Annotated in this window: 23 protein-coding genes; 14 read left to right on the forward strand and 9 right to left on the reverse strand. The window is 65.7% G+C overall.

The window, feature by feature from the left end:
- Positions 1–67: 67 nt before the first annotated feature.
- Positions 68–1345, reverse strand: coding sequence for a serine hydroxymethyltransferase (locus MUU56_RS05525; protein ID WP_244766312.1), 1278 nt, complete (start codon positions 1343–1345; stop codon positions 68–70).
- A 131-nt stretch (positions 1346–1476) separates the two neighbouring features.
- Between MUU56_RS05525 and MUU56_RS05530 the strand changes: the two genes are divergently transcribed.
- From MUU56_RS05530 to MUU56_RS05550, 5 genes are all read left to right on the forward strand, one after another.
- Positions 1477–2445, forward strand: a complete 969-nt coding sequence (locus MUU56_RS05530; protein WP_244766313.1) for a LysR family transcriptional regulator — start codon at positions 1477–1479, stop codon at positions 2443–2445.
- Between the two features lie 255 nt (positions 2446–2700).
- On the forward strand, positions 2701–3732 hold the full coding sequence (locus MUU56_RS05535; protein ID WP_244766314.1) for a transporter substrate-binding domain-containing protein: 1032 nt from the start codon (positions 2701–2703) through the stop codon (positions 3730–3732).
- A 101-nt stretch (positions 3733–3833) separates the two neighbouring features.
- A complete protein-coding gene (locus MUU56_RS05540; protein WP_244766315.1) occupies positions 3834–5009 on the forward strand; it encodes an ABC transporter permease subunit in 1176 nt (391 codons plus the stop codon).
- Positions 5006–6136, forward strand: coding sequence for an amino acid ABC transporter permease (locus MUU56_RS05545; protein ID WP_244766316.1), 1131 nt, complete (start codon positions 5006–5008; stop codon positions 6134–6136). Before MUU56_RS05540 ends, MUU56_RS05545 begins: the two co-directional genes overlap by 4 nt.
- A gap of 29 nt (positions 6137–6165) precedes the next feature.
- Positions 6166–6924, forward strand: coding sequence for an amino acid ABC transporter ATP-binding protein (locus MUU56_RS05550; protein WP_280530946.1), 759 nt, complete (start codon positions 6166–6168; stop codon positions 6922–6924).
- 45 nt (positions 6925–6969) lie between these two features.
- Here MUU56_RS05550 and MUU56_RS05555 read toward each other — a convergent pair whose 3' ends face one another.
- Positions 6970–7218: a hypothetical protein gene (locus MUU56_RS05555; RefSeq protein WP_244766317.1), complete on the reverse strand. Its 249-nt coding sequence runs from the start codon at positions 7216–7218 to the stop codon at positions 6970–6972.
- A gap of 178 nt (positions 7219–7396) precedes the next feature.
- Positions 7397–8275: a LysR family transcriptional regulator gene (locus tag MUU56_RS05560; RefSeq protein ID WP_244766318.1), complete on the reverse strand. Its 879-nt coding sequence runs from the start codon at positions 8273–8275 to the stop codon at positions 7397–7399.
- A gap of 90 nt (positions 8276–8365) precedes the next feature.
- Between MUU56_RS05560 and MUU56_RS05565 the strand changes: the two genes are divergently transcribed.
- The 5 genes from MUU56_RS05565 to MUU56_RS05585 all read left to right on the forward strand — a co-directional run bounded on the left by MUU56_RS05565 (position 8366) and on the right by MUU56_RS05585 (position 15510).
- Positions 8366–9280, forward strand: a complete 915-nt coding sequence (locus MUU56_RS05565; RefSeq protein WP_244766319.1) for a DMT family transporter — start codon at positions 8366–8368, stop codon at positions 9278–9280.
- A gap of 340 nt (positions 9281–9620) precedes the next feature.
- Complete coding sequence (locus MUU56_RS05570) at positions 9621–11702, forward strand: hydantoinase/oxoprolinase family protein (RefSeq protein ID WP_244766643.1); 2082 nt, start codon at positions 9621–9623, stop codon at positions 11700–11702.
- A 15-nt stretch (positions 11703–11717) separates the two neighbouring features.
- Positions 11718–13376 (forward strand): hydantoinase B/oxoprolinase family protein, encoded by a 1659-nt coding sequence (locus MUU56_RS05575; protein WP_244766320.1) that lies wholly within the window; start codon positions 11718–11720, stop codon positions 13374–13376.
- A gap of 134 nt (positions 13377–13510) precedes the next feature.
- Positions 13511–14317: an NAD-dependent epimerase/dehydratase family protein gene (locus tag MUU56_RS05580; protein WP_244766321.1), complete on the forward strand. Its 807-nt coding sequence runs from the start codon at positions 13511–13513 to the stop codon at positions 14315–14317.
- Positions 14317–15510, forward strand: coding sequence for an NAD(P)/FAD-dependent oxidoreductase (locus tag MUU56_RS05585; protein ID WP_244766322.1), 1194 nt, complete (start codon positions 14317–14319; stop codon positions 15508–15510). Before MUU56_RS05580 ends, MUU56_RS05585 begins: the two co-directional genes overlap by 1 nt.
- Before the next feature lie 19 nt (positions 15511–15529).
- On the opposite strand, the gene MUU56_RS05590 is transcribed toward MUU56_RS05585, so the two are convergent.
- Positions 15530–16261, reverse strand: a complete 732-nt coding sequence (locus MUU56_RS05590) for a FadR/GntR family transcriptional regulator (RefSeq protein ID WP_244766323.1) — start codon at positions 16259–16261, stop codon at positions 15530–15532.
- 176 nt (positions 16262–16437) lie between these two features.
- Here MUU56_RS05590 and MUU56_RS05595 point away from each other — a divergent pair, with 176 nt between their 5' ends.
- Both MUU56_RS05595 and MUU56_RS05600 read left to right on the forward strand, forming a co-directional pair.
- Positions 16438–17187, forward strand: coding sequence for an SDR family NAD(P)-dependent oxidoreductase (locus MUU56_RS05595; protein WP_244766324.1), 750 nt, complete (start codon positions 16438–16440; stop codon positions 17185–17187).
- A complete protein-coding gene (locus MUU56_RS05600; protein WP_244766325.1) occupies positions 17180–17923 on the forward strand; it encodes an SDR family oxidoreductase in 744 nt (247 codons plus the stop codon). Before MUU56_RS05595 ends, MUU56_RS05600 begins: the two co-directional genes overlap by 8 nt.
- Positions 17924–17941: 18 nt before the next feature.
- On the opposite strand, the gene MUU56_RS05605 is transcribed toward MUU56_RS05600, so the two are convergent.
- The 5 genes from MUU56_RS05605 to MUU56_RS05625 form a co-directional block, all read right to left on the reverse strand.
- The gene (locus MUU56_RS05605) at positions 17942–18733 is read right to left on the reverse strand and encodes a MurR/RpiR family transcriptional regulator (protein ID WP_244766326.1); all 792 of its coding nucleotides are present in this window, start codon (positions 18731–18733) and stop codon (positions 17942–17944) included.
- A gap of 43 nt (positions 18734–18776) precedes the next feature.
- On the reverse strand, positions 18777–19634 hold the full coding sequence (locus MUU56_RS05610) for an inositol monophosphatase family protein (protein WP_244766327.1): 858 nt from the start codon (positions 19632–19634) through the stop codon (positions 18777–18779).
- Positions 19631–20728, reverse strand: a complete 1098-nt coding sequence (locus MUU56_RS05615; RefSeq protein ID WP_244766328.1) for an ABC transporter ATP-binding protein — start codon at positions 20726–20728, stop codon at positions 19631–19633. Before MUU56_RS05615 ends, MUU56_RS05610 begins: the two co-directional genes overlap by 4 nt.
- Before the next feature lie 5 nt (positions 20729–20733).
- Positions 20734–22416 carry an ABC transporter permease gene (locus tag MUU56_RS05620; RefSeq protein ID WP_244766329.1) on the reverse strand — a complete coding sequence of 561 codons (1683 nt, stop codon included), beginning with the start codon at positions 22414–22416 and terminating at the stop codon, positions 20734–20736.
- 166 nt (positions 22417–22582) lie between these two features.
- Positions 22583–23602 (reverse strand): ABC transporter substrate-binding protein, encoded by a 1020-nt coding sequence (locus tag MUU56_RS05625; protein ID WP_244766330.1) that lies wholly within the window; start codon positions 23600–23602, stop codon positions 22583–22585.
- 381 nt (positions 23603–23983) lie between these two features.
- Between MUU56_RS05625 and MUU56_RS05630 the strand changes: the two genes are divergently transcribed.
- Both MUU56_RS05630 and MUU56_RS05635 read left to right on the forward strand, forming a co-directional pair.
- On the forward strand, positions 23984–24823 hold the full coding sequence (locus MUU56_RS05630; RefSeq protein ID WP_244766331.1) for a DMT family transporter: 840 nt from the start codon (positions 23984–23986) through the stop codon (positions 24821–24823).
- A 184-nt stretch (positions 24824–25007) separates the two neighbouring features.
- Positions 25008–25922: an ABC transporter permease gene (locus MUU56_RS05635; protein ID WP_244766332.1), complete on the forward strand. Its 915-nt coding sequence runs from the start codon at positions 25008–25010 to the stop codon at positions 25920–25922.
- The last annotated feature ends 5 nt before the right edge of the window (positions 25923–25927 follow it).

The following is a 25927-nucleotide window of genomic DNA, read 5'->3' on the forward strand; positions in this document are numbered from 1 at the left end:
GGCCCGGCTCGGGCCGGAACGAGGGGCGCGTGGCGCGCCCCCTTCTGTCAGTCCGGATCTCTCGCGCTCAGTGCGCGTAGACCGGGAAAGCTGCCGTCAGCCTGGCCACCTTGGCCTTCGCGCCGTCGACGACGTCGTCCGCCGTGCCGGCGGCTTCCGCCTCGATGAGGTCGGCGATGATGGTGCCGAGCGTGCGGAACTCCTCTTCCTTCATGCCGCGCGTGGTGGCGGCGGAGACGCCGAGGCGCATGCCGACCCATTCGGGCGGGCGCGGGCTGTCGCCCGGGATCGGGTTCTTGTTGGCGGTGATGTTGGCGCGCGCCAGAAGGTCTTCCGCCTGCTTGCCGATCAGGCCCTTGCTCGACAGGTCGACCAGCACGATGTGCGTGTCCGTGCCGCCGGAGACGATGCGCACGCCGCGGTCGATCAGGGTCTCGGCAAGGGCGCGGGCATTGGCCTTGACCTGCGCGGCGTAGACCTTGAAGTCGTCCTGCAGCGCTTCGCCGAGGCAGACGGCCTTGGCGGCGAGCACGTTGCTGTGCAGCGAGCCCTGGACGCCGGGGAAGACGGCGGCCTGCAGCTTCTTGAACCAGGCCTCGTTGTTGGTGAGGATCAGGCCGCCGCGTGGCCCGCGCAGCGTCTTGGTCGTGGTGCAGGTGACGATGTCGGCATGCGGGAAGGGTGAGGGGTGGGCGCCGCCCGCGACGAGGCCGGCGATATGCGCCATGTCGACGAGGAACCAGGCGCCGACCTTCTTCGCGATCCTGCCCATGCGCTCGAAGTCGAGCTCGCGCGGATAGGCCGAGCCGCCGGTGATCAGCAGCGTCGGGCGAACCTCCTCGGCGATGCGCTCCAGCGCGTCATAGTCGATGACCTCGGTTTGCGGGTCCACATTGTAGTTGTGCGATTCGAACCAGCGGCCCGACAGGTTGCCCTTCATGCCATGCGACAGGTGGCCGCCGGCGGCCAGATCGAGCGAGAGGACCTTGTCGCCCGGCTTCAGCAGCAGGAAGAAGACGGCGAGGTTGGCCTGTGTGCCCGAATGGGGCTGGACGTTGGCATAGGCGCAGCCGAAGAGCTGCTTGGCGCGGTCGATCGCCGCCTGCTCGACGATGTCGACGAACTGGCCGCCGCCGTGGAAGCGGTTGCCCGGATAGCCCTCCAGCGTCTTGTTGGTCATCTCGTGGCCGAGCGCGTCGAGCACGGCGCGGCTGACGATGTTCTCGGATGCGATGAGCTCGATCTGGTCCTGCTGGCGCTTGCGCTCGTTGTCGATGGCGCCGGCGACGAGCGGGTCGCGTTCGTGAACGGGGGCGTTGAAATAGGCTTTCGTCTGTTCGGTCATGACCAGTCTCCGCAAGGGGTATGAGGGCGTGGAGAAAGGCTAGTCACGGCTTCGATCCAGAAAAAGTTAATAATATTTGCACATGCGTTCTGATTTGCTAATCATTCTTCGTGCTGCTCCAGGAGGAAAGAATGGACCTTGCCCGCTTGCGCGCGCTGCGCGAACTGTCGATCCGCAAGACCATGGCCGCGGTGGCCGAGGCGCTATACGTTTCCCCATCCGCCGTCTCGCAGCAGATCGCGCTGCTGGAACAGGAGGTCGGCATCGACCTCATCGAGCGGCGCGGCCGCGGCGTCGAGCTGACGCCGGCCGGAAAGCAGCTCGTCGAGCGGGCGGAGCGGATCCTCATCGAACTGGAATCGGCCCGCGCGGACATCGCCGAATTGAAGAAGGTCATTGCCGGCGAGCTGCGGGTGGCGGCCTTTCCCTCCGTTGCCGCGGCGGTGGTGGCGGGGGCGATCCAGAGCCTTTATCGCCTCCATCCGCACCTCACGGTGCAGTTCGACGAGATGGAGCCCGCCGAAAGCCTTGCCGCCCTGCGCAGCTGGCAGACGGACATCGCGATCATCGACGACCTCAACGTGCCTGCCGGTGCCGTCGATCCGAACATCGAGACGATCCCGCTGATGGAGGACGTCTTCAATGTGATGGTGTCCCAGACCCATCCGCTGGCCGAGCAGCCGACCGTCATGCTGCATCAGCTGCGCGACGAGCGCTGGGCGCTCGATACCGCCTCCTCGACCTACAACCGGATGATCACCGATGCGTGCCAGGAGGCCGGCTTCACCCCCAACATCGTCGCCCGCTGCAAGGGCTTCGAGGTGACGATCGCGCTGATCCGGGAGGGCTATGGCATCTCGATCCTGCCGGGTCTTCGGGCGAGCTACGACCTCGAGGACGTCTGGGTCTGCAAGGTCGAGCCGGAGATCCGCCGCAAGATCTCGCTGGCCTTCCGCAAGGGGGAAAAACGCAGCCCCGCCGTCCAGGCCTTCATCGCGCAGATCAACGCGCGGATCGGCTCCCGCCGCCGCTTGCCCACGGGCAAGGGCGAGGCGCGGCTCCCGCCCGATGCGACTTCCGCAGGCAATGCCGGCGGTTAAAATCAAACAGTTTTGCTAAATAGTACGTAAAGCAGAATTAAGTAGACCTGAACAAATCGTGTTCCTATCGTCCCCCTGTCGATTGATATGGGTTCGCAGCTTGGCTACCAAACGGCGGACTTAGGCCAATGGCGGGAACAATCGCTACAGAACGGCAAGAGCCGCTGTTGCCCTATCGCCCAAATCAGCTCTCGGCATGAGAACCGGGCTCTGCACCAGCGTGCAGGGCGCTCGCGATATTCACAGGGGACTGCAATGAAACTGATCAAGCTTCTCACGGCCGGCGTGTTTGCCGGCCTCGCCGTTACCGCAGGTCACGCGTCGGCCTCCGTCCTCGACACGGTCAAGCAGCGTGGCACGCTGAACTGCGGCACGGACAACACCGCGCCCGGTTTCGGCTACCTCAATACGACGACGGGCCAGATGGAAGGCCTCGATGTCGACTTCTGCCGCGCGGTCGCTGCCGCGGTGCTCGGCGATGCGTCGAAGGTCAAGTTCGTCACGGTCACCGACAAGAGCCGCTTCGATGCGGTCCTCACCAACCAGGTCGACGTCGTCTTCGCGCACACCACCATCAAGCCGGCGCGCGAATCCTCCATCGCCATCGATTTCCTGCCGGTCAATTTCTACGACGGCACGGGCGTCATGGTGAAGACGGAGTCGGGCGTGAAGGAATTCGCCGACCTCGACGGCGCCACCTTCTGCACGACGCAGGGCTCGGTGACCGAGACGGTCCTCACCAGCGCCTTCAAGGCGCGCGGCTGGGAAGGCTCCAAGGTCCTGACCTACGAAAACCTCGAAAAGCTCTTCGCGGCCCTCAATTCCGGCCGCTGCAACGCGATGAGCACGGACAAGTCCGCGCTTGCCGCCTGGGCCGGCAACTCGCCCAAGCCGGCCGACTACCTGATCCTGCCCGACACGCTCGACAAGTCGCCCTTCGGCGGCTTCGTCGCGGCCAATGATTCCAAGTGGCGCAACGCGCTGCGCTGGGTCACCTACGGCCTGTTCCAGGCGGAGGAATCCGGCATCACGCAGGCCAATCTCGAAGAGAAGCAGAAGAGCGAGGATCCGTTCGTCCAGAAGTTCCTCGGCGTCGGCGGCGGCTACGGCAAGGATTTCGGCCTGCCGGACGATTTCGTCGCGCAGGTGATCAAGGCCACCGGCAATTACGGCGAGATCTACGCGCGCAATCTCGGCCCGGACACCCGGATGTTCCTTGACCGCAAGGGCACGCCGAATGCCCTGTGGACCGAGGGCGGCGCCATCTATTCGCCCCTCTGGAACTGATCCCCTCCTGACCGGCCCGGGGCGGCATCGCGCCCCGGGCCTCCCATCGGTTCTGGTATTTCGACATGACTGTGCAAACCCAAGCGAACGTGGCCGGTAACATGGCCGACGACGACCTTCCGGCTCGCCGCCGCCGCAACCGGATTCGGCACAACGCCACCCAGTCCGCCATCGTCGCGGCTGCCATCGTCCTCGTGGTCCTCTTCGCCTTCGCCGTGAAGGAGGGGCTGGCCCGGCACGGGATCAGGTTCAGCTTCTCCTTCCTCTGGGATGCCGCGGGCTTCGACATCAGCGAAGGCAAGACGGTCGCCCTTAAGGACGGCGTCTGGCCGGCCTTGCTGAACTTCACGTCGGATCACCTGATCGCCCAGGCCTTCGTCACCGGCATCTTCAACACGATCAAGGTGGCCGTCCTCGCCATCCTTCTCAGCACCGTGCTGGGAATGCTGCTCGGCGTCGGCCGGCTCTCGACCAACTGGGTGGTGCGCAACCTCTCCTTCTGGTGCGTGGAGTTCGTGCGCAACACGCCGCTCCTGATCCAGCTCGTCTTCTGGTATTTCGCCGTCGTCCTGCATTTTCCGCCGATCGCCGCGGCCGCGAAATTCTATGGCGTCGTGATCAGCCAGCAGGGCCTCTATTTTCCTGTTCCCACCTGGCAGGGTGGTGACTCGCTCCTAGCCGTCGGAGCCGCAACGGCACTCTGGGTCGCCATCCTCGGCGTGCTCTTCGATCGTCACGGCACGGTCCGGTGGATCTGCGCCGGCGCCGTCCTCCTGCTTGGCGGCATGATGTTCGCAACCGGCATCGTCGGCCTCGACGTTCCCGTCGCCTCGAAATTCCAGGCGCGCGGCGGAACCAGCATGAGCCCGGAAATGGCCGCGCTGCTGCTTGCCATCGTCGTCAACAGCGCGTCCTACATCGCGGAAATCGTGCGCGGCGCCATCGACGCGCTGCCGAAGGGGCAATGGGAGGCGGCCGCTTCCCTCGGCCTCACGCGCCGCGACACCGTCAACGACATCATCCTGCCGCAGGTCTTCCGCGTCGTCCTCCCGTCCTTCGGCAACCAGTATATCAGCCTGACGAAGAACACCGCCCTCGGCATCGCCATCGGATATCCCGAACTGTTCAACATCTACGGCACCATCGCGAACCAGACCGGCCACAGCCTCGAAGGCATCGTCATCGTGATGGCCTCCTACCTCATCCTCAGCTGGGCCATCAGCGCCGCCGTCGGCTGGGCCGACCGCCGCATGACAAGACACGGAGCGTCGCGATGATCGCCAGATCGCTGAAATGGTCGCGGCACAACCTGTTCGCCAAGCCGTTCGACATCCTCCTGTCCCTCACGGTCATTCCCGGCGTGCTCTGGCTCATCTGGCAGATCGCCGGCTGGGCGCTGACGGTGGCGCAATGGGACATCATTCCGCAAAGCCTGCGCGTCCTGATGATCGGCATCTTCCCGGTGGACCAGGTGTGGCGGACCTGGGTCGCGGCGATGATCATCGCCGCCCTGCTCGGCGCAGCGCTGGGTTGCGTCTTCGCGTTCCGCGGGCGACATGCCGGCGGCCTCCTCCTCGTGGTGGCGGTTGCGCTGATCCTGACGGGGACGAACGACCTTGCGAACATCCTGCTTGTTGCGGCACTGGTCGTTCTCTTCGGGCTGTCCTGGGCGCTGATTTCCCGCGTTCCGGCGGTGCGCAAAGGGCTCGTGCCGGCAAGTTTCGTCGGGCTGATCGCGATCTTCGCCGTGATGGCGCCGCCCGGCGCCGGCCTTTGGGGCGGCCTGCTGCTCAGCATCCTCCTGACGCTCGTCACCGCGGTCGTCACCCTGCCGATCGGCATCCTGCTTGCTTTCGGCCGCCGCAGCCGCTTTTCCAGCGTGCGCTGGATCTGCACCGCCTATATCGAGGTGATGCGCTCGGTGCCGCTGATCATGGTCGTCTACTGGATCTGGATCCTGATGCCCGTGCTGACGCCGCAGCTCAACCTTGCCGATGTGGTGCGCGGCATGATCGGCTTCACGCTGTTCTATTCCGCCTATGTCGCCGAATATGTCCGCAGCGGCCTGCAGGCCGTGCCGCGCGGGCAGACGGAAGCCGCCCGGTCGCTCGGCATGAGCGAGTTCGACATCAACCGTTCGATCGTCCTGCCGCAGGCCCTTCGCGTGGTGGTGCCGCCGCTCGTCGGCAACGTGCTCGACATCTTCAACACGGCCCCGCTGGTCTTCATCATCGGCCTCACCGATTTCCTGCGCGCCGGTCAGATGATCCTCGCCAACCCGCAATATGGCGACCGCACATATGAAGTCTATTCGTTCCTGTTCCTGACCTATTTCCTCGTCGGATCCCTGATCACCTTCGTCGCCCGCAAGCTCGAAAAGCACCTTGCGCGGGGCAGCCGATGAGCGACGCGAACACCACCGGAGGCCGCTCCATGAGCACCATCGTCGAAATGAAGACCCTCAACAAGTTCTACGGAAGCCATCACGTCCTGAAGAACATCGACCTTTCCGTGGCGCGCGGCGAGGTGGTGGTGGTGATCGGCGCGAGCGGCTCGGGCAAGTCGACGCTCATCCGCTGCGTCAACGGGCTGGAAATGTACCAGAACGGCAGCCTCCTGGTGGACGGCTACCCGATGCCCGTGGAGGAGGATCGCCTTCTCGGCGGTGAAAGCGAGCTTGCCGCCATCCGCAAGGGCGTCGGCATGGTGTTCCAGCAGTTCAACCTCTTCCCGCACAAGACGGTGGTGGAGAATATCACCATCGCGCCGATGCGCGTGCACCGCAAGTCGAAGGCCGAGGCCGAGGCGACCGCGCTCAGGCTGCTAGACCGCGTCGGCCTGAAGGCGCATGCGCACAAATATCCCGGCCAGCTCTCCGGCGGCCAGCAGCAGCGCGTGGCGATCGCCCGTTCGCTGGCGATGGAGCCGCACCTGATGCTGTTCGACGAGCCGACCTCGGCGCTCGATCCGGAAATGATCGGCGAGGTGCTCGACGTGATGCGCGAACTGGCCGCCGACGGCATGACGATGATGATCGTGACGCACGAAATGGGCTTTGCCCGCGAAGTGGCCGACCGGATCGTCTATATCGACCAGGGCGCGATCCTGGAGGTCGGCAAGCCGGACGCATTCTTCGACAACCCGCAGAACGAACGCGCCCGCGCCTTCCTCGCACGCGTGTTGAAGCACTAGGTGTTTTCTTCCCACGCCTTAGCTAGGCGCCCTTTGACGAAGTGGTCAGTTAACGAGCGTCGGCCGCGGCAGGATCCGTTCCGTCACGGGGCAGCCTTCCTGGATCTTGGTCCAGGACGAGACATTGAGCTTCATCTCGCAGCGCGCGAGATAGGAACCGCCATCGACCCTCAGGCAGGATGTCTCGCCGAGTTCGAACATGACGCCGCGATTGCGGCATTTGCAGTTGTGGGCATCCGCCAATGTGGGAATCAGGGCCACGGCGAGGCCGGGTACGAGCACTCCAAGACGCATGGCTGAGGCTCCAGATGATAGGCCGCCAGATTACACCCGTCCGCTGGCATCGTAAAGCGGCCGCCCGCCCACCGAGGTGGAGCGTGCGCCGCGTGCGAGTCTCGCGGGGGGGGGGGGCTTCCGGCCAGTCGGGCCTGTCGCTTTCGTGGCACCGTTCGGCCGCTGAAATCGCCATCCGCTACTCAAGGCCCCGCATTTCGGCGTTCATCCAGTTGCAGAATTGCCGGACCACTCTCGATTCCGAGCGGCGCTGGTAACGATATGCCCCGATCTCGACCGGCTCATATCCGGGCAGGGCCACCAATGCGCCGGATCGTGTTTCCCTGGCTGTGAGGATGGGGGGCGCGAGCACCATGCCAAGGCCGGCAACACAGGCATGAAGAGCTGCGTCGTCCGTGTCGAATTCATGGGCGAAGGTCAGGGCCGTTATGGGAATATCGAAGGTCTTGCACCAGAGCTTCCAATCCCAGTTGCCGGCTGCGCATCGAAGCGCGGGCACATCCGAAACGCTGATCTCCCGGCCCGTGGCGCCCCTCGCCAGCAGGCCCGGCGAGACGACGGGGCGGCTGAAGTCGCGGCACAGGTGCTCCCAGCCGTCAACCGCGTCACCGGCCCGGACATAGCGGATGCTCACGTCGGACGCCGGAGCGGCCGGGAAGGTGAGATAGGCACTTGTTTCCACCCGCACGCGCGCTTCGGGGCATAGGGAGCGGAAACGGTCCAACGACGGAATGAGCCACCGCACGGCAAACGACATCGACGCCAGAACGCTGATCTCGTTTTCGTCTCTGTACAGCGCATCGGCCGACCGCTCGATGAGCGCGACTGCCGGCGCGACCTCCTGATAGAACCGTTCGCCGGCATCGGTCAGCGAAACGGAATTGTGTCCGCGACGGAAGAAGCTCACGCCGAGCTCGTCCTCGAGCTTCTTGATCTGGTGGCTCACCGCGCCGGAGGTGACGCCGAGCTCTGTGCCTGCGGCCGTCAGGCTCGCGGTGCGTGCGGCGGTGACGAACACCCGGATGGCATTGAGAGAGACGCGGCGGCCGATCTGCATGAATTTTCCTCAGGCTCCCCTCAAAATCCTCGTTTGAGCAGAAAACGGAAATCCGGCACAAGGCAAGGGCAAAAACCTCATGGATGTGCAATGCGCCCACGCCAGTTCTACACCAACACCAGAGCCATTGCATGGGTCACGGTCGGGACAGCATTATTTTCCTTGATCTTCGCATCGGGCAAATTCGCCGATGGAAGCGCAACCCCGCTGCAGATCCTGTTCCTCCGCTACATCGGCGGCTTGGCAACGCTGCTGCTGGTCGTGGTGGCGCGGCGGGAAAGGCTGTCCGCCTATCGAAGCCCGAAACCGCTCTCCCATTTCATGCGGGCCGTTTTCGGCGCTTCGGGCGGGGGCGCGCTGATCTACGCATCGGCAAACATGCCGATCGTGGATGCCACGGCCATCGGCCTTCTCTATGTCGTGTTCGTCGTTCCTCTCGGGGTGCTGGTTCTGAAGGAACGGCTTGGCCGGCAGCAGCTTGGCGCGATCACGGTATGCTGCGCCGGCGCGGCGATCATCATGGCCTCGCGCGGCGCCTTCACCGAATTCCAGCCGGCTTATGTCTTGCCGGCCTGTATCGCGGTTCTCGGTGCGGCGCTGCTGGCCGTCGAAGGGCTGATGATCAAGGTGCTTTCGCACGCCGACCGCACGATGACGGTGCTGCTCTATGTCAATACGTTCGGCCTCCTGCTGATGGCCGTTCCCGCTGCCATGCAGTGGGTGCCGCTCACGCTCGAAGGTGCTCTGCCATTCGTGCTGCTCGGGCCGCTTGCGGTGACGGCGCAATATTGCATCGTCCAGGGCTACCGCCTTGCGTCTCTGTCGGTCGTCGGTCCCGTCGACTATACATGGTTGATCTTCGCGGGCCTGATCGGCTTTCTGTTTTTTGGCGAACAGCCGACACTGGGTGTCGTCGCAGGGTCGGCAATCGTCGCCGCAGGCGGCATCATGCTCGCGGTCGTCAAGTCACCGCCCAGCGAGCGCGAAAGCACATCGGCAGCGTGAGGCGTGCACGAAATCCCGCGCTCTGCGTCGGGAAGCGGGGATTTCGCCGTCCCGCATGCGTTTTTCGCGGGGCGTCGCACCACGCCGCGCCGGGTGCCGGCCGGGCTTGCCGCAGTCGACGACTCGTGCTCGATACGAAAGCGGCCCGCTCTGGTCCTGCACCTGTATCGCCGCTGGTTGCCGCGCAGAGGAGGCGGGGATAGCAAGGTCTCTACAAGTTGACACATGTATGATAAGTGATATATCCATTTTTGCCTGGGAATGATCCCGTGCGCGGCCGGGGAGGCCGGCCGGCGGCGAGGGCGGCGTTGCGAGGATATCGTCGGTGGAGAATGCGATGATGAAGGACAGGTCGCGGAACTGCCGGGTCGGCGTCGATATCGGCGGCACGTTCACCGACATCGCGCTCGATGTCGACGGCGTCCTGCATTCGACGAAGGTGCTGACCGATTATGCGGCACCCGAGCGGGTGATCCTGAAGGGGGTCGCCGCCGTCGCGGATCTTGCCGGCATCGCCCTTTCCGAGATCGGCCTGCTGATCCACGGCACGACACTCGCCACCAATGCGCTAATCGAGCGGCGCGGCGCGAAGACCGCCTTCGTCACGACGGAAGGCTTTCGCGACGTGCTGGAAATGCGCACGGAAAACCGCTTCGAGCAATACGACCTCAACATCACCCTGCCGCCGGCCCTTATACCCCGCGCCGATCGCTTCGTGGTGCGCGAGCGCATGAACGCAGCCGGCAAGGTTCTGTTGCCGCTCGACGAGGCCTCGGTTTCCGCCGCCGTCGAGGCGCTTGCTGCGGGCGGCTATGAGAGCGTTGCCATCGGCTTCATCCACGCCTATGCCAACGGCGCGCATGAGGCGGCCGTGCGCGCGGCGATCCTCGCGCACCTGCCGCGTCTTTCCGTGTCGATCTCCTCGGAGGTCTCGCCGCAGATGCGAGAGTTCGAGCGCTTCAACACGGTCTGCGCCAATGCCTATGTGAAGCCGGCGATCAAATCCTATCTCGACCGTCTCGTCGTCTCGCTGAAGGAGATCGGCGTTTCCTGCCCGGTCTTCATGATCCATTCCGGCGGCGGCATCGTTTCGGTCGAAAGCGCCGCGGAATTCCCCGTCCGCCTCGTCGAATCCGGCCCCGCGGGCGGGGCGATCTTCGCCGCCGACATTGCCCGCCGCCATGGCCTCGACACGGTGCTCTCCTTCGACATGGGCGGCACGACAGCAAAAATCTGCCTGATCGAGAACCAGGTGCCGAAGACCGCCAAGACCTTCGAGGTCGCGCGCACCTACCGGTTCCGCAAGGGCTCCGGCATGCCGATCTCCATTCCGGTGGTCGAGATGGTGGAGATCGGCGCAGGCGGGGGCTCCATAGCCTCGGTCGACGGCATGCGCCAGATCCGCGTCGGGCCGCATTCCGCCGCCTCCGAGCCCGGCCCCGCCTGTTACCAGCGCGGCGGCACGAACCCGACCGTGACGGATGCCGACCTCATCCTCGGCAAGCTCGATCCCGACAATTTCGCCGGCGGCGCCATTCCGCTTTCCATCGCGGCCAGCCGGCAGGCCATGGCCGACGACATCGGCGCCGTCATCGGCCTTGATCCGGAGGCCGCCGCCTTCGGCACCTGCGAGATGGTGGACGAGAACATGGCCAATGCCGGCCGCGTCCACACCGTCGAGAACGGCAAGAACATCGCCGATTTCACCATGATCACCTTCGGCGGCGCCGGCCCGCTGCATGCCGCGCGGCTCTGCGAGAAGATGGGCATCTCCACCTTCCTCGTTCCGCCCGGCGCCGGCGTCGGCTCCGCCATCGGTTTCTTGCGCGCGCCGTTCGGTTACGAATCCGTACGCAGCGCGGTCTTCAGCCTCGCGGGCTTCGACGTAGCGGAGGCGAACCGGCTGGTGGAATCCATGGAGGTGGAAGCGCTCGGCTTCGTCGAGGGCGGGTTGGACACCGGCGAACCCGTCATCGAACGCACGCTCTTCATGCGCTATGCCGGGCAGGGCTGGGACATTCCCGTGCCGCTCGCCGCCAGCCGCTTCGATGCGGGAAGCGCGCAGAAGATCGCCGCGCTGTTCGAAATGGAATATGAGCGCTTTTTCGGCCGCGCCATCGAGGGGCTGGACATCGAGATCGTCAGCTGGTCGGTCAAGGCAAGCTCTCCGCTGCCGCCGGTCGCGCGCGTCGCCGCCATCGCGGAAGGCGCGGCGGTGACGCCCGCAAAAACCCGCCGCCTGTTCGAGGCCGCCCAAGGCGCTTTCCTCGACGCCGGCATCCATGAGCGCGACAGCCTGAGGCCCGGTGATGTCGTCAAGGGCCCTGCCGTCATCGTCGAGCGCGAGACCTCCACCATGCTCACCGCCGCATTCAGGGCCGTCGTGCAAAACGACGGCTGCCTGCTCGTCACCCGGACCTGATCGAGGATCGAAGGCATGAACCAGTCGATGATCGATATTCACATGCAGGTCATGTGGAACCGCCTGATCTCCGTCGTCGAGGAGCAGGCACAGACGCTGATCCGCACGGCCTTTTCCACCTCGGTGCGCGAGGCGGGTGATCTTTCCGCCGGCGTCTTCGACCTCGAAGGCCGCATGCTGGCGCAGGCCGTCACCGGCACGCCGGGCCATGTCAACGCCATGGCCGAATCCGTCGCCCATTTCATCCGCGACATCGGCCCGGAGAACATCTTCGAAGGCGATGTCTACATCACCAACGACCCGTGGAAGGGCACCGGGCACCTGCACGACATCACCGTCGTCACGCCCTCCTTCCACCATGGCAGGCTGGTCGGCTATTTCGCCTCCACCGCCCATGTGGTGGATATCGGCGGACGCGGCTTCGGGCCGGATGCGCGCGAGGTCTATGAAGAAGGCCTCTTCATCCCGATCATGAAGTTCTTCGAGCGCGGCGAATTGAACCGCACGCTCATCCATATCGTGCGCAACAATGTGCGCGAGAGCGACAAGGTGGTCGGCGATTTCCACGCGCTCGCCGCCTGCAACGAGACCGGCCACCGCCGTCTCGTCGACATGCTCACGGAGTTCAACCTCGAAGACCTGTCGATGATCGGCGGCTTCATCCTCAAGCATAGCCGCGAGGCGACGCTGGAGCGCCTCAAAAACCTGCCGCACGGCAGCTGGTCCTACAGCCTCGATCTCGACGGCTATGACGAGCCGGTGCATCTCGCCGCAACGCTGAGCATCGGGCCGGATGGCGTGCTGGTCGATTTCGACGGCACCTCGGGCATGAGCAAGTTCGGCATCAACGTGCCGCTGGTCTATGCGAAAGCCTATGCCTGCTACGGCATCAAATGCGTCGTCGCCCCCGAGATCCCGAACAATGCCGCCTCGCTTGCGCCGTTCGACGTCGCCGCGCCGGAGGGCTGCATCCTCAATGCCAAGCGGCCTGCTCCCGTCGCGGTGCGCCATGTGCTCGGCCATTTCGTGCCGGACCTCGTGCTCGGCGCGCTGCACCAGGCGCTGCCCGGCCAGGTGCCGGCGGAAGGGGCGAGCGCGCTCTGGAACCTGCATATGAGCGTGCGCCCGGTTTCCGACCAGATCGGCGGCAAGGGCGCGGAAATCCTGATGTTCAACTCCGGCGGGACTGGCGCGCGCGCCAGTCTCGACGGCCTCAATGCCACGGCCTTCCCGAGCGGCGTGCACACGATGCCGATCGAGGCGACGGAAAATGTCGGCCCGGTCATCGTCTGGCGCAAGGAGCTGCGCGAGGGATCCGGCGGTGCCGGTGCACAGCGCGGCGGCCTCGGCCAGATGATCGAGATCGAAGCGGCCGAGGGCTATTCCTTCCGCTTCTCCGCCATGTTCGACCGCCTGAACCATCCGGCCCGCGGCCGCGACGGCGGGCTCGACGGCGCGCCCGGCGGCGTCGCGCTCGATGACGGCACGGTGCTGAAGGGCAAGGGGCTGCAATTCGTGCCGGAGGGGCGCCGCCTCGTGCTCTCGCTGCCGGGTGGCGGCGGCTATGGCGATCCGTCCGGGCGCCCCGCCGATGCCGTCGCCCATGACGTCCGGCACGGCTATATCACCGGCGAGCAGGCCGCGCTCTACGGCAAGGCGGAAGGGAAAGCATGAGACGGTGCGTCCCGTAGACAATCGCGGACGTCCGGCCACGGGCCGTCAACACGCGCCCTCCCTCGTATGATACGCTCATGCCGGCCATAGGGCGCATCGCCCGTGGACCGGCCGGTTTTGCTGAAGGAAAGATCATGTCGCATTTTCAAAGGGTTCTGTTGACGGGGGCGGCCGGCGGCGTCGGCACGGCGCTGCGCCAGTCGGGCACGCGGCTCGGCAAGGTCGTGCGGCTTTCCGACCGCCGGCCCTGCGAAAACCTCGCGCCGCACGAGGAGGATTTCACGCTCGATCTTGCCGATTTCGATGCGGTCTGTGCGGCGGTGAACGGCTGCGATGCCATCGTGCATCTCGGCGGTCAGCCGCTCGAGGCCGAATGGAAGACGATCCTCGACAGCAACATTTCAGGCGGTTACCACATCTACGAGGCCGCACGCCGCCACGGCGTCAAGCGCATCGTCTATGCCAGCTCCGTGCATGCCATCGGCTATTACGAGCGCACGGAGACGATCGACGGCAACGTGCCGACGCGGCCGGACAGCCTCTACGGGGTTTCGAAGACCTTTGTCGAAAATCTCGGCCGCTACTATTTCGACAAGTTCGGCATCGAGAGTGTCAGCATCCGCATCGGCTCCTGCTTCCCGGAGCCGACCGACCGGCGCCATCTCATCACCTGGCTCTCCTACCGCGATTGCCGCCAGCTCGTCGAAAAATGCCTGTCGGCCGAGCGCGTCGGCTTCATGGTCGCCTATGGCATGTCGAACAACAGCCGCGCCTTCTGGGACAACCGCACGGCGGCCTCGCTCGGCTACAGGCCGCAAGACAGCGCCGATGACTATGCGGACAAGGTTTTCGCCGCGACCAGGCAGGGTGACCCGAGCGATCCGGCGGTACGCTACCAGGGCGGGAGTTTCACGGCTGCCGGTCATTTCGAGGACGAGTGATGCAGGCTTCGCGGACATCCTACGACGTGGTGATCGTCGGCGGCGCGGTGGTCGGCAGCGCGACGGCCTATTTCCTGGCGACCAATCCGGATTTCGCCGGCTCCGTGCTGGTGATCGAGAAGGACTGGACCTACCAGCGATCGGCGACCGCGCTCTCCTCCAGCTCAATTCGCCACCAGTTCTCCAACGCGATCAATGTGAAGATCTCGCAGTTCGGAACGGAATTCATCCGCAACTTCAAGGAGAATGTCGCGGTCGACGCCGACACGCCGGAGATCGGCTTCCACGAGAACGGCTATCTCTTCCTGGCGGGCGACGAGCGGGGGGCGGACGTGCTTCGCCGCAACCACGAAACGCAGGTCGCCTGCGGCGCGGACGTCTCGCTGCTCGACCCGGATGGTTTGGGAAAGCGCTTTCCCTGGCTGAACACGGAAGGCCTCACGCTTGGCAGCAAGGGTGAGCGCGGGGAGGGTTGGTTCGACAGCGTCGGTCTCCTGCAGGGTTTCCGCAAGAAGGCGCGTTCGCTCGGCGTCGAGTATATCGAGGACGAGGTCGTCGCGATCAATCGCGAAGGCGATCGCATCGTCTCGGTGACGACCGGGGGCGGGCAGGTGATCGCCTGCGGCATGCTGGTCAACACGTCGGGCACCAACGGCAAGGTCATGGCGCGCATGGCGGGCCTCGACATTCCCGTCGAGCCGCGCCGCCGGTCGATCTTCGTCGTCGATTGCCGCACGCCGCTCGGCCCCGGCGTCGGCCTCACCATCGACCCGACCGGCGTCTTCTTCCGCCCGGAAGGCAAATTCTACCTGATGGGCACCTCCCCCAGGCATGATCCGGAGGTCGACCCGGCCGATTTTGCCGTCATGCACGACGAATTCGAGACGGAGATCTGGCCGACGCTGGCAAATCGCGTGCCGGCCTTCGAGGCGATCAAGGTCGTCAACAGCTGGGCGGGGCACTATGACTACTGCACGCTCGACCACAACGTCATCCTCGGCCCGCACGCCGAGGTGAGGAATTTCCTCTTCGCCAACGGCTTTTCCGGCCATGGTCTGCAGCAGTCGCCGGCCATGGGGCGCGGGCTTTGCGAACTGATCACCTATGGCGGCTTCCGCACGCTCGACCTCTCGCCCTTCGGCTACGAGCGTGTTGTCGCAAACCGGCCCTTCCTGGAGGACGCCGTTATCTGACGGCGCGTGCGCCGGCCCCTCAATCGTCCCCTTTGCTGCCTGCCGGCTCGTCCAGGAGGGCGCGGTAGCGGTCGAGGCTTTCCTCCAGATGGGCGGTCAGCGCCTGCTTGGCGGCCTTCGGGTCGCCCTGGGTGATGGCGGCGAGGATGGCGGCGTGCTCGCGGTTAATCTTCTTCAGGTACGTCTTCGAGGCGGGGCCGGACTGGCGGTGCTTGAGAACCAGGTCGAGATTGATCTCGCCCATCACGGCCTCGAGGAAGCGCGGGAAATGCGGGTTGCGCGTCGCCTTGGCGATGGCGAGGTGGAACTCGAAATCGGCGCGCGCCTCGATCTCGGCATTGTTTGTGTCGAGCGTCTCGATATGGTCGAAGGCGCGGGCGATCTCGGCGAGGGCTTCCGGGGTGCGGCGCTGGGCGGCCAGCGCCACGGCCTGCATTTCGACGCCGAGCCGCAGTTCGAGGATCTGCATGGCCGAGCGGATGTCGTCGATGCGGCTGATCTCGAAGTTCAGCGCCCGCGCATCCTTCTCCGTGACATAGACGCCCGCGCCCTGCCGCGCGATGACGCGGCCGGCAACCTTGAGCGAGGCCAGTGCCTCGCGGATGACGGTGCGGGAGACGCCGAATTCCTCGCACAGCTGGGCGCTCGACGGGATCTTCTCGCCGGGTGGATAGAGGCCCGAGTCGATCCGCTCGGCGAGCCTGGCGACGACGATCTCCGCGAGGTTGCCGCGCTGCGTGATGATCGACATGCCGATCCAGCCTTTCCCGGGTTTTCATTTATCACATATCATACACAGCCGGCTTCTCCAGAGGAAGGACGCCGGCGGGCGGTCTTCGGGAAGCAGCTTGCTTTTCGGCAAAGTTAGCATATAAGTGATAACATACCAATATGGCGTTGCCGCGAAAAACGCGGAGGAGATGGAGCATGCGGGACCAGTCTGTTGTCATCGTCGGCGGCGCTTCGGGGCTCGGTCTCGTCACGGCCCGGCTGATGGTGGAACGGGGCGCTGCGAAGATCGGCCTTATCGACCGCAACGAGGCGCTGCTCGCTTCCTCCGCGGCGGCGCTGTCCGCGATGGGCGCCGAGGTGGCGACCGCCGTTGCCGACATTTCCCGGGCCGAGACGGCCCATGGCGGGTTCGCCGCGGTTGCGGAAAAGCTCGGCCGCGTCCATGCCCTCGTCAACAGCGCCGCCATCTATCCGCGCAAGCCGATCCTCGACATCACGGACGAGGACTGGGACCTGGAGAACGCCATCAACATCAAGGGCACCTATCACATGATGGTCGCGGCGGTGCGCCACATGCGCCGTTTCGTGACCCTGCCGGAGGTGACCGGCCGCATCGTCAACGTCACCTCGGTCGATGCCTTCAAGGCGCATCCGCAGAATGCCCACTATGCCGCCACCAAGGCCGCGGTCGTCAGCCTCACCAAGTCCTTCGCGCAGGAATGTGCCAAGGACCAGATCCTCGTGAACTCGGTCGCGCCGGCCGGCTTTGCCACGGACCGCGCCAGGGAACTCGGCTTCCTGCCGGAACTTGCCAGGGCAAGCGCGCTCGGCCGGGCGGCTGAACCGGTGGAAATGGCCGAGTGGATCGTCATGATGGCTTCCAGCCGCAACACCTATGCGACGGGCGAGAACGTCGTGGTCAGCGGGGGCTACATCTATGTCTGACGCAAACCGCGTCGCCGTCGTCACGGGGGCTACCAGCGGCATCGGCGAGGCCATCGTGCCGATGCTGCGGGGGCGGGGACTGGCGGTCTACGCCGTCGGCCGCAACGCGGCGGCGCTTGCCGGGCTGGCGGAACGCTGCGGGGCGATCCCCGTCGAGGCGGACGTGCGCGATACGGCGCGTATCGCCGAGGCGCTGGCGGGCGTCGCGGTCGACATCCTCGTCAACAATGCCGGCATCCTGTCGACCCGCGCGGCTTTCCAGGACATCGACCCCGCCGAGATCGACGCGATGATCGATGTCAATCTCAAGGCGCCGATGCACCTGACGCGGGTCTTCCTGCCCGGCATGGTGGCGCGCAAGCGCGGCCATCTCCTCTATGTCGGTTCCAGCGGCGGCCAGGCGCCCTATCCGAACATGGGCGCCTATGGTGCCTCGAAGGCAGGCCTCAGCCTCTTTTGCGACAACCTGCGCTGCGACCTCCTCGGCACCGGCGTGCGGGTGAGCGAGATCGTGCCCGGCCGCGTCCAGACGGCGCTCTACCGCACCTCCCTTCCCGGCGACCAGGCGAATGCCGCGCTCTATGACGGCTACCGGCCCATCCAGCCGGAAAACATCGCGCAGATCGTCCACGACGTGATCGCTCTGCCCGCCCATGTCGATGTCGCCCGCGTCGAGGTCTTCCCGACCGACCAGGCGACCGGCGGCGGCACGATGGTGAAGTTTGAGGCGCCCTGAAACCGCAAGGCGGCCGGATCAGGCAGGCGGCCCGGCCTCCCGCTTGCGGGCGAGCAGGGCAAAGAGCACGTCGAGCATCACATACATCGGCGCGCGGCCCGTCGGCACGATGAGCGGATGGCCGGAGGCACGGTAGGCGTTGAGATTGATGTTCTCCTCGGCGAGCGAGGCGACGACCGAGCCGCCGGGCGAGATCGACAGGATGCGCGCGCCGGCCTTCTTGGCGATCTCCATATTGGCGATGAGGTAGCTCGTGCGGCCGGAGAAGGAGAGCACGAAGAGCACGTCCTGCGCCGTCAGCCGCGGGGCGGAGACCATCTGCAGCGTCGGGTCGGCATAGGCGACGCTCGCTATGCCGAGCGAGGCGAGGCGGTGCTGTGCCTCGCCCGCCAGGAAGCCGGAGCCGCCATAGCCGTAGACGTCGATGCGGCGGGCGCCGGCGAGCAGGTCCACGGCGCGCCGGAGCGAGTCGAGGTCGAGATCGTGCCGCGCCTCGCGCAGGGATTCCGCCGCGCGGTTGAAGACGTCGTCGACGAGGCCGGTGAAGGGATCCGCGCCGCTTTCCGCCGTGCTCGCCGGCGCCTGGCGCACGGCCAGCTGCTGGGCGAGCTTCAGCCGGAAATCCGGAAAGCCGTCGCAGTCGAGCCGGCGGCAGAAGCGGATGATCGACGGCTCGCTGACCTTGGCGATGCGTGCGGCATCGGTGATCGACCAGGTGATCGCCGTGCTCGGCGTGTCGAGGATCGCCTCGGCGATCCTGCGCTCGGCGGGCGTGAACTGCGACAGCGATTGCCTGATCAGGTCGAGCATGGAACCCTTTGTGCCGGCGGGACGATGGTCTTGCGGGTGACGGTCACAGTGTGCTGCCGGCCATCACCGCCGACAGGCAGGACGATTGATAGTCAAAACCGGCCTGCGCCACAACGAGCCTTTTGACCGATGCCAGCGCATCCTCGTGCGGCTCGATGCGCCGCCCCTCCGCGTCCGCGGCGACGACCTGCCCGCCGGCCGCCTCGACCAGCTGGATTCCGGCCGCGATGTCCCAGGCATTGAACTTCGATTCGTAGCAGACCGCCACGCGGCCGACGGCGACATAGGCAAGATGCAGCGCGCAGGAGCCGAGCCGGCGCACGGCGCGGAACGCGTTGACGAGGTCGGCATGGGCTTCCTGGGCGGCGCGGGAAGGGCGCTCGCCCTCGTAGGGCGCATTCGTCAGCACTTCCACCTCGCGGTCCGTGCGTCCGCGCAGGAAGGGTTTTGTCGGCTCGCCGTTCAGCGTCAGCCGGCCGTGCGCGGCCATGAACAGCTCCTCGCGGACCGGATCGTAGACGACGCCGCAGACCGCCTTGCCGGCGTGATAGGCGGCGATCGAGACACAGAAGAAGGGCAGGCCCGAGGCGAAATTGCTGGTGCCGTCGATCGGGTCGATGATCCAGGTCGTCTCGCCTTCGCCCTGCCAGCCGCCTTCCTCGCCGAGGATGCGCGAGGCCGGCAGGCGCGACCAGATCGTGTCGCACGCGGCCCGTTCCGCCGCCTTGTCCGAGGCGGTCACGATGTCGAAGAAGCCGGCCTTCTGCTGGGTCTGCAGGGTTTCCGGGCTGGCATTGACGAAGCCCCGGTGCGCGACGATGCCGGCGGCCAGTGCGGCTTCGCAGGCCACGGTCGCGATCATGTCATGAAGGTCCGTGGTGAGGGGCTGGTTGAGGGTCATGCGGCTTTTCCCATGCTGGCTGTTTCGGTTTCCGGCAGGATCCAGACCGGCCGGCTGTCGATGGAAAGGCGCAGCGTCTGGCCGACCTCGGCAACGCCCGTCCGGTAATAGTCGCTGTCGAGGAAGACGCATTCCTGGCCTTCGATCTCGGTAAGGTACTCGACATGGGCGCCCTGGAAGACGACGCGGCGCACCTTCGCCTCCATCGCACCGTCGGGATCGACCCGGATATGCTCCGGCCGCACGACGCAGCGCACCGCCTCGCCCGGCCTGAAGGCGCGGGGGCCGCGCGCCAGCGTGAAGGCGACCGTCGTGCTGATGCGCACGCGCACCGTTGTCTCGTCCACGGTCTCGACCGTGCCGCGAAGAATGTTTGCCTTGCCCATGAATTCGGCGACGAAGCCGGTGCCGGGGCGGGAATAGACGTTGAGCGGCGTGTCGTCCTGCTCGATGACGCCGCCGCGCATCACCACCACGCGGTCGGAGATCGCCATGGCCTCGCTCTGGTCGTGGGTGACGTAGAGGCTGGTGATGCCGAGGCGCAGCTGGATGGCGCGCAGCTCGTCGCGCATGCGCTCACGCAGCTGCGCGTCGAGGTTGGAAAGCGGCTCGTCGAAGAGCAGCACCTTCGGCTGGGTGACGACGGCGCGGGCGAGCGCCACGCGCTGCTGCTGGCCGCCGGAGAGCCGCGCGGGCGCGCGGTCGGCATATTGCGCGAGCGCCATGGTCTCGAGGATGGAATCGACCCGGTCCTTCATCTCGCCCTTGGCCAGGGGCAGAAGGCGCACGCCGTATTCGACGTTCTCGCGCACCGTCATGTGCGGGAAGAGGGCGTAGCTCTGGAACACCATGCCGACATTGCGGGCGTTGACCGGCACGTTGGTGACATCGCGCCCGCCTATGGTGATCGTGCCGTCCGTCGGCGTCTCGAAGCCGGCGAGCATGCGCAGCGTCGTCGTCTTGCCGCAGCCGGAGGGGCCGAGCAGGGTGACGAGCGTGCCTTCCTCGATGGTGAGGTTCAGCCGGTCGACGGCGGTCGCGCCGGCAACGCCGGGATAGCGCTTGGTGATGTTGGAGAAGATGACTTTCGACATGGGGCTTACCTCTTCGATGTCGAATTGAGAACGAGCTGCATGAGCGCCAGGATGGCGAGCACGACGAAGACGAGGATGCTGCAATAGGCGGCCGCCACGCCGAGCTTCAGCGTTTCCACCTGCGACAGGATGGTGACGGTGATCAGCGTCCAGTTGGCCGAGACGAGGAAGATCACCGCCGACAGCGTCGTCAGCGAGCGCGTGAAGGCATAGGAGAGCGAGGTGAACAGCGCGGGCTTCAGGAGCGGCAGGGTGATCTGGAAGAAGGTCCGCGTGTTGGAGGCGCCGAGAATGGTGGAGGCTTCCTCGATGGACTTGTCGATCTGGCGCAGCTGGTTGGAGCCGGCCTCGATGCCGACCTGCAGGTTCTTCACGACCATGGCGGCAATGACGATGAAGGCGGTGCCGGTCAGGAGCAGCGGCGGGGCGTTGAAGGTGCTGACATAGCCGATGCCGAGAATGGTGCCGGGCGCGGCGAAGGAGAGGAGCGTGCCCCAGCGCAGCAGGAAGCTTCCCGGGAAGGCCTTGCGGATCAGGAGATAGGCGATCAGCATGCCGGCGATGGCGGTGACGGGCGTTGCGATGCCCGCGAGCAGCAGCGAGTTGCTGAGCGTGTGGAAGCCGGCGGTGAAGACGGTGACGTAGTGCGCCGTCGTCAGCGTGTTGTCGACGCCCGGCAGCCTGGTGAAGGAGACGTAGATCACCGTCAGGTAGAAGAGCAGGATGGCAAGCACGATGGCGTAGCAGGCGATGGTGAGCGGCACGACGACCGCGCCGGAAATGCGGATCGTCTGGGCGGAGGGCTTGCCCGTGACCGTGACATAGCTGCGCTTGCTCACCCAGTAGCGGTGGATGAGGAAGGCGGTCATCGAGGGCACCAGCATGAGGCTGGCGAGCAATGCGCCGGCCTGCAGGTTGAAGTAGCCCACCATCTGCGAATAGGCCTCGACGGCAAGCGTGTTGAAATTGCCGCCGATCAGCATCGGATTGCCGAAATCCTCGACCGACTTCACGAAGACGAGCAGCGTGGAGGAGAGGATGGCCGGCGTCACCAGCGGCAGCGTGACCCGCGAGAAGGTCGTCCAGCGCGAGGCGCCGAGCGAGGCGGAGGCGTCCTCCAGCGCGCTGTCGATCGATTGCAGCATGCCGCGGATGTTGAGATAGGCGATGGGCGTGAAGGCAAGCGACTGGATCAGCACGAGGCTATGGAAGCCGTAGACATTGGCGTTGCGGATGCCGAGCAGTTCGCGGGTGATGAGGCCCGAGCGGCCGAACAGGATGACCACCGCCAGCGCCATGACGAAGGGCGGCGAGATGATCGGCAGGAGCGCCACGCCATGCACGAAGATCTTGCCCGGCATCGTGGTGCGTGTCGCGGAGAAGGCGAGCAGGAAGCCGGCGGCCGTGGCGATCAGCGCCGAGGTGGCGCCGAGCAGCAGCGTGTTGGCGAGCGATTCCCAGACGAAGGACTGCGACAGCGTGCTGATGAGGACGGCGATGTCGAAGCCGTGCTCGGTGACGACCGCCTGTTTCAGGACGGTGAAGATCGGCAGGGCGGCGAAGACCAGCACCGAAAGCGTGGTGACGGCGAAAATGCCGAACAGCCAGGGATCGACGACGATGTTGCGCAGGAAGGCCGGCGCTGCCGCCGTCCGCCCGGACGGCGTCGCTTGCGAGGCGAGGGTCATGATGGGGCTCCTTGAGCGGTCCGCGCGGAACCGCATGAAGACAAAGAGAGCGAGCCTTTCGCCTGCTGACAAGCCCCTTGCCAGGGGCTGCCCTTTCTCCCCGCCGGGAAGAAAGGGCAGCCGGCTGGGAGAGGGGAGGCGGCGGCCGGTCGGTGGTCGGAGTGGCTTACTTGGCGTCGGCCTTGTGGCGGACGTCGTTCTCGTAGCGCTCCAGCAGGCGCGCGCGGTTCTCGCCGGCCCAGGTGAAGTCGTAGTCGATCATCTTGACGTTCGACAGGTCGATCCTGGCATCCGGGTTCTTGTAGCCAGGCACGATCGGGCCGCGGAAGGTGGCGCCGATGGCGGCTTGGCCCTTTTCCGTCAGCACCCAGTCGAGGAAGGCGCTGGCGCCCTTGGCCTGCTCCTCCGGCGCATTGGCGATGGCAGCGGCGGCATTCACCTCGAAGCCGGTGCCTTCCTCCGGGAAGGAATAGCCGACCGGATAACCCTGGGCGAGCGCCGCCTCGATGTCCTGCGTATAGGCCATGGCGAGCGCGATCTCGTTGTTGGCGACCATGCGGGAGGGGGCGATGCCGGAGCGGGTGTACTGCACGACGTTCTTGTCGATCTCCTTCATCAGCGTGAAGGCCGGCTCCTCGCCGAGCAGCTGGACGGTCGAGGCGAGCGCGACATAGGCCGTGCCGGACGAGGCCGGATGGGCGAGCGCCACGCTGTCCTTGAAGGCCGGATCGGCGAAGGCCTCCCAGCTCGTCGGCGGCTTGGCGCCGATTTCGTCGAGCACCTGCTGGCTGTAGGCGAAGACGATGGGCGACAGCGAGATCGGCGTCCAGCGGGCTTCCTTGTCGGTGTAGCGCGGATCGACCTTGTCGATGCCAGCGGCCTTGTGCGCGGCAAGCAGGCCTTCGCCGGCCGCCTGGATGAAGTTGTCCGCCGCGCCTGCCAGCCAGAGGCCGGCTTGCGGATTGGCCTTTTCGGCGCGGATGCGGGCGAGGATCTCGCCGGCGCCGATGCGCACGAACTGCGCCTCGATGCCGGTATCGTCCTTGAAGGCCTTCAGCACGGCGCCGCAATCGTCTTCCGACATCGGGCAATAGACGGTCATTCCCGCAGCATCGGCGCTACCGGCCGAAAAGACGTGCGAGCACAGGACTACGAGCGCTGAGGCCAGCGCGAAACGGCGTGACATATCGATTTCCTCCAGGTGACGCCACGGCCTCCTGCAAAGACCGGTCGGGTCCTCGCGTCTCACCGCCGTGGGTGAGCATGGGTATAATGAAGAAATCTACATTTGTCAAAAAAAATGTAGATAAGCTACATTCACTTCTCAACCGTGCCGCTGGTGCCCGTGGCAGCCGGCTATGCCATTGCGTGATCTCCCACCTTCGGTACTAATATTCTTATATTTTAGTATGGATCGCCGCGTCGCCATGCCGTAAGTTCGCGCGCAGGAAGAGGGGCGTGCGCGGAGGAAGGTCATGGCGTTCCACATCATATCCGGGCCGGTCGCGGGCGGTTTTGCGTGAGGGCGGCGGTGCCGGGGCCGCGGGCAGGCGCGGCAGTGCTCATCATGGTGTGTGCGGCCATGCTGGCGGGGCTCGATGCGGTGATCGTGCGCATGCTGGCGGGCGGCGTCCATCCGCTGATCATCGGGTTCTTCCGGGCGTTGTTCGGCCTTCTCGCCGTGCTGCCATTCCTGTTGCGGCGGGTCGAGATCATGGCGTCCCCCTATCGCGCGCTGCACGTCGTGCGCGCGGGCCTGAAGTTCGCCTCGCTCGTCGCCCTGTTCATCGCCTTCGGGCATGCCCCGCTCGCCGATGCCACGGCGATCAACTTCACCATGCCGATCTTCCTCACGCTCGGCGCCTGGATCTTCCTCAAGGAGAAGGTCGCGCTGTCCGTGGTCTTCGGCGTGCTGGCCGGATTCATCGGCATCGTCATCATCATACGGCCCGGCGCCGGCGCGTTCGATCCCTGGCTGCTCTTTGCCCTTGCCGGCGCGATCCTGACGGCGATCAGCCAGCTAATCCTGCGGCGCATGGCGCTGCGTGACACGACCGATCGCCTCGTCGCCTGGAACCTGCTGGCGATGGCACCGCTGGGCCTTCTCGCCGCTCTGCCGGTCTGGGCGGCGCCGAGCCCGGCGCAGATCGGCCTGCTGGCGTTGCAGGGTGGGCTGGGGGCGCTCAACATGGCGCTCATCACGCGCGCCTTCGCCATGGCGAGCGCGTCGTTCCTCGCGCCGCTCGATTTCCTGCGCCTGCCGGTCGTGGCGGGGCTCGCCTTCCTGTTCTTCGGCGAGGTCGCGCCGGTGACGACCTGGATCGGTGCCGCGATCATCTTCGGCGCAGCGCTCCTGGCGGCCGGCGGCGCGCGGTGGCGGCGTCACCGCGCCGAGGGCGGCGACTGATTTCGCCAAACGTGAAAAAACAGGTTCACAAAAATCTCAGATGTACTAATATATTACTTACGGTGGGTTCAGGCGACGTGCCGTCGATTGGTCCGCAGGGGCCTGCAGGAGCCGGGAGGGCGGCCTCCTGCAAGACGGCCGCGGCAGGACCGGACCCATGAAATTCTCGCTCGGGAGGAGTGGCATGAAATCATTCATCGGCAAGCGGGCCATTGCCAGCGGCGTTTCGCTGGTGGGGCTCGTCGTCCTTGTGTTCTTCCTGTCGAGGCTGACGGGAGACCCGACCGACCTCTACCTGCCGCTCGATGCGTCCGTGGAGATGCGCGAGCAGTTCCGCCAGATGCACGGTTTCAACGATCCGCTGATCGTGCAGTTCGGCCGCTATGTCGCCGATCTCGTGCAGCTTGACTTCGGCCATTCGCTGCGCCAGGCGCGGCCGGCGATGGAGGTGGTGCTGGAGGCCTTCTCCTGGACATTCCGGCTCGCCGTCATCACCATGAGCTGCGTGACGGTGGCGGCGATCGTCATCGGGTCGCTCGCCGCCTTCCGCGTCGGCGGCATCTTCGACCGGATCGCCACCTTCTTCTCGCTGATCGGCGCCTCCGCCCCGGATTTCTGGCTCGCCATCGTCGCCATCGTCATCTTCGCAGTCAACCTGCACTGGCTGCCGACCTCGGGAACGGGGACGGCGCTGCACTGGATCCTGCCGGTCAGCGTGCTCTTCATCCGCCCCTTCGGCCTGATCCTGCAGGTGGTGCGCGGCTCGATGATCAACGTGCTCTCCTCCGCCTATGTGAAGACGGCGCGGGCGAAGGGCGTGCGCACGCCGCGCATCATCTTCGTGCACGGCCTGCGCAACGCCATGCTGCCGGTCATCACCGTGATCGGCGACCAGGCCGCGGCGATCCTCAACGGCGCCGTCGTGGTCGAGACGGTCTTTGGCTTTCCGGGCATCGGCAAGCTGATGATCGATTCCATCCTGCTGCGCGATTTCGCCGTTGTGCTCGCCGTGATCATGGTCTCCGCGCTGGCGATCTTCCTCATGAACCTCCTGATCGACCTCGCCTATGCGCTGCTCGATCCCCGTATCCGGTATTGAGCGAT

It is taken from the genome of Shinella yambaruensis, assembly GCF_022899355.1.
In the GTDB taxonomy this organism is placed as follows: Bacteria; Pseudomonadota; Alphaproteobacteria; order Rhizobiales; family Rhizobiaceae; genus Shinella; species Shinella yambaruensis.

What these genes read in the sequence shown, in the direction of transcription:
- MUU56_RS05525 (WP_244766312.1), bottom strand. Translation starts at nt 1,345, where the DNA reads ATGACCGAACAGACGAAAGCCTATTTCAACGCCCCCGTTCACGAACGC.
- MUU56_RS05530 (WP_244766313.1), top strand. Translation starts at nt 1,477, where the DNA reads ATGGACCTTGCCCGCTTGCGCGCGCTGCGCGAACTGTCGATCCGCAAG.
- MUU56_RS05535 (WP_244766314.1), top strand. Translation starts at nt 2,701, where the DNA reads ATGAAACTGATCAAGCTTCTCACGGCCGGCGTGTTTGCCGGCCTCGCC.
- MUU56_RS05540 (WP_244766315.1), top strand. Translation starts at nt 3,834, where the DNA reads ATGGCCGACGACGACCTTCCGGCTCGCCGCCGCCGCAACCGGATTCGG.
- MUU56_RS05545 (WP_244766316.1), top strand. Translation starts at nt 5,006, where the DNA reads ATGATCGCCAGATCGCTGAAATGGTCGCGGCACAACCTGTTCGCCAAG.
- MUU56_RS05550 (WP_280530946.1), top strand. Translation starts at nt 6,166, where the DNA reads ATGAGCACCATCGTCGAAATGAAGACCCTCAACAAGTTCTACGGAAGC.
- MUU56_RS05555 (WP_244766317.1), bottom strand. Translation starts at nt 7,218, where the DNA reads ATGCGTCTTGGAGTGCTCGTACCCGGCCTCGCCGTGGCCCTGATTCCC.
- MUU56_RS05560 (WP_244766318.1), bottom strand. Translation starts at nt 8,275, where the DNA reads ATGCAGATCGGCCGCCGCGTCTCTCTCAATGCCATCCGGGTGTTCGTC.
- MUU56_RS05565 (WP_244766319.1), top strand. Translation starts at nt 8,366, where the DNA reads ATGCGCCCACGCCAGTTCTACACCAACACCAGAGCCATTGCATGGGTC.
- MUU56_RS05570 (WP_244766643.1), top strand. Translation starts at nt 9,621, where the DNA reads ATGAAGGACAGGTCGCGGAACTGCCGGGTCGGCGTCGATATCGGCGGC.
- MUU56_RS05575 (WP_244766320.1), top strand. Translation starts at nt 11,718, where the DNA reads ATGAACCAGTCGATGATCGATATTCACATGCAGGTCATGTGGAACCGC.
- MUU56_RS05580 (WP_244766321.1), top strand. Translation starts at nt 13,511, where the DNA reads ATGTCGCATTTTCAAAGGGTTCTGTTGACGGGGGCGGCCGGCGGCGTC.
- MUU56_RS05585 (WP_244766322.1), top strand. Translation starts at nt 14,317, where the DNA reads ATGCAGGCTTCGCGGACATCCTACGACGTGGTGATCGTCGGCGGCGCG.
- MUU56_RS05590 (WP_244766323.1), bottom strand. Translation starts at nt 16,261, where the DNA reads ATGTCGATCATCACGCAGCGCGGCAACCTCGCGGAGATCGTCGTCGCC.
- MUU56_RS05595 (WP_244766324.1), top strand. Translation starts at nt 16,438, where the DNA reads ATGCGGGACCAGTCTGTTGTCATCGTCGGCGGCGCTTCGGGGCTCGGT.
- MUU56_RS05600 (WP_244766325.1), top strand. Translation starts at nt 17,180, where the DNA reads ATGTCTGACGCAAACCGCGTCGCCGTCGTCACGGGGGCTACCAGCGGC.
- MUU56_RS05605 (WP_244766326.1), bottom strand. Translation starts at nt 18,733, where the DNA reads ATGCTCGACCTGATCAGGCAATCGCTGTCGCAGTTCACGCCCGCCGAG.
- MUU56_RS05610 (WP_244766327.1), bottom strand. Translation starts at nt 19,634, where the DNA reads ATGACCCTCAACCAGCCCCTCACCACGGACCTTCATGACATGATCGCG.
- MUU56_RS05615 (WP_244766328.1), bottom strand. Translation starts at nt 20,728, where the DNA reads ATGTCGAAAGTCATCTTCTCCAACATCACCAAGCGCTATCCCGGCGTT.
- MUU56_RS05620 (WP_244766329.1), bottom strand. Translation starts at nt 22,416, where the DNA reads ATGACCCTCGCCTCGCAAGCGACGCCGTCCGGGCGGACGGCGGCAGCG.
- MUU56_RS05625 (WP_244766330.1), bottom strand. Translation starts at nt 23,602, where the DNA reads ATGTCACGCCGTTTCGCGCTGGCCTCAGCGCTCGTAGTCCTGTGCTCG.
- MUU56_RS05630 (WP_244766331.1), top strand. Translation starts at nt 23,984, where the DNA reads ATGGTGTGTGCGGCCATGCTGGCGGGGCTCGATGCGGTGATCGTGCGC.
- MUU56_RS05635 (WP_244766332.1), top strand. Translation starts at nt 25,008, where the DNA reads ATGAAATCATTCATCGGCAAGCGGGCCATTGCCAGCGGCGTTTCGCTG.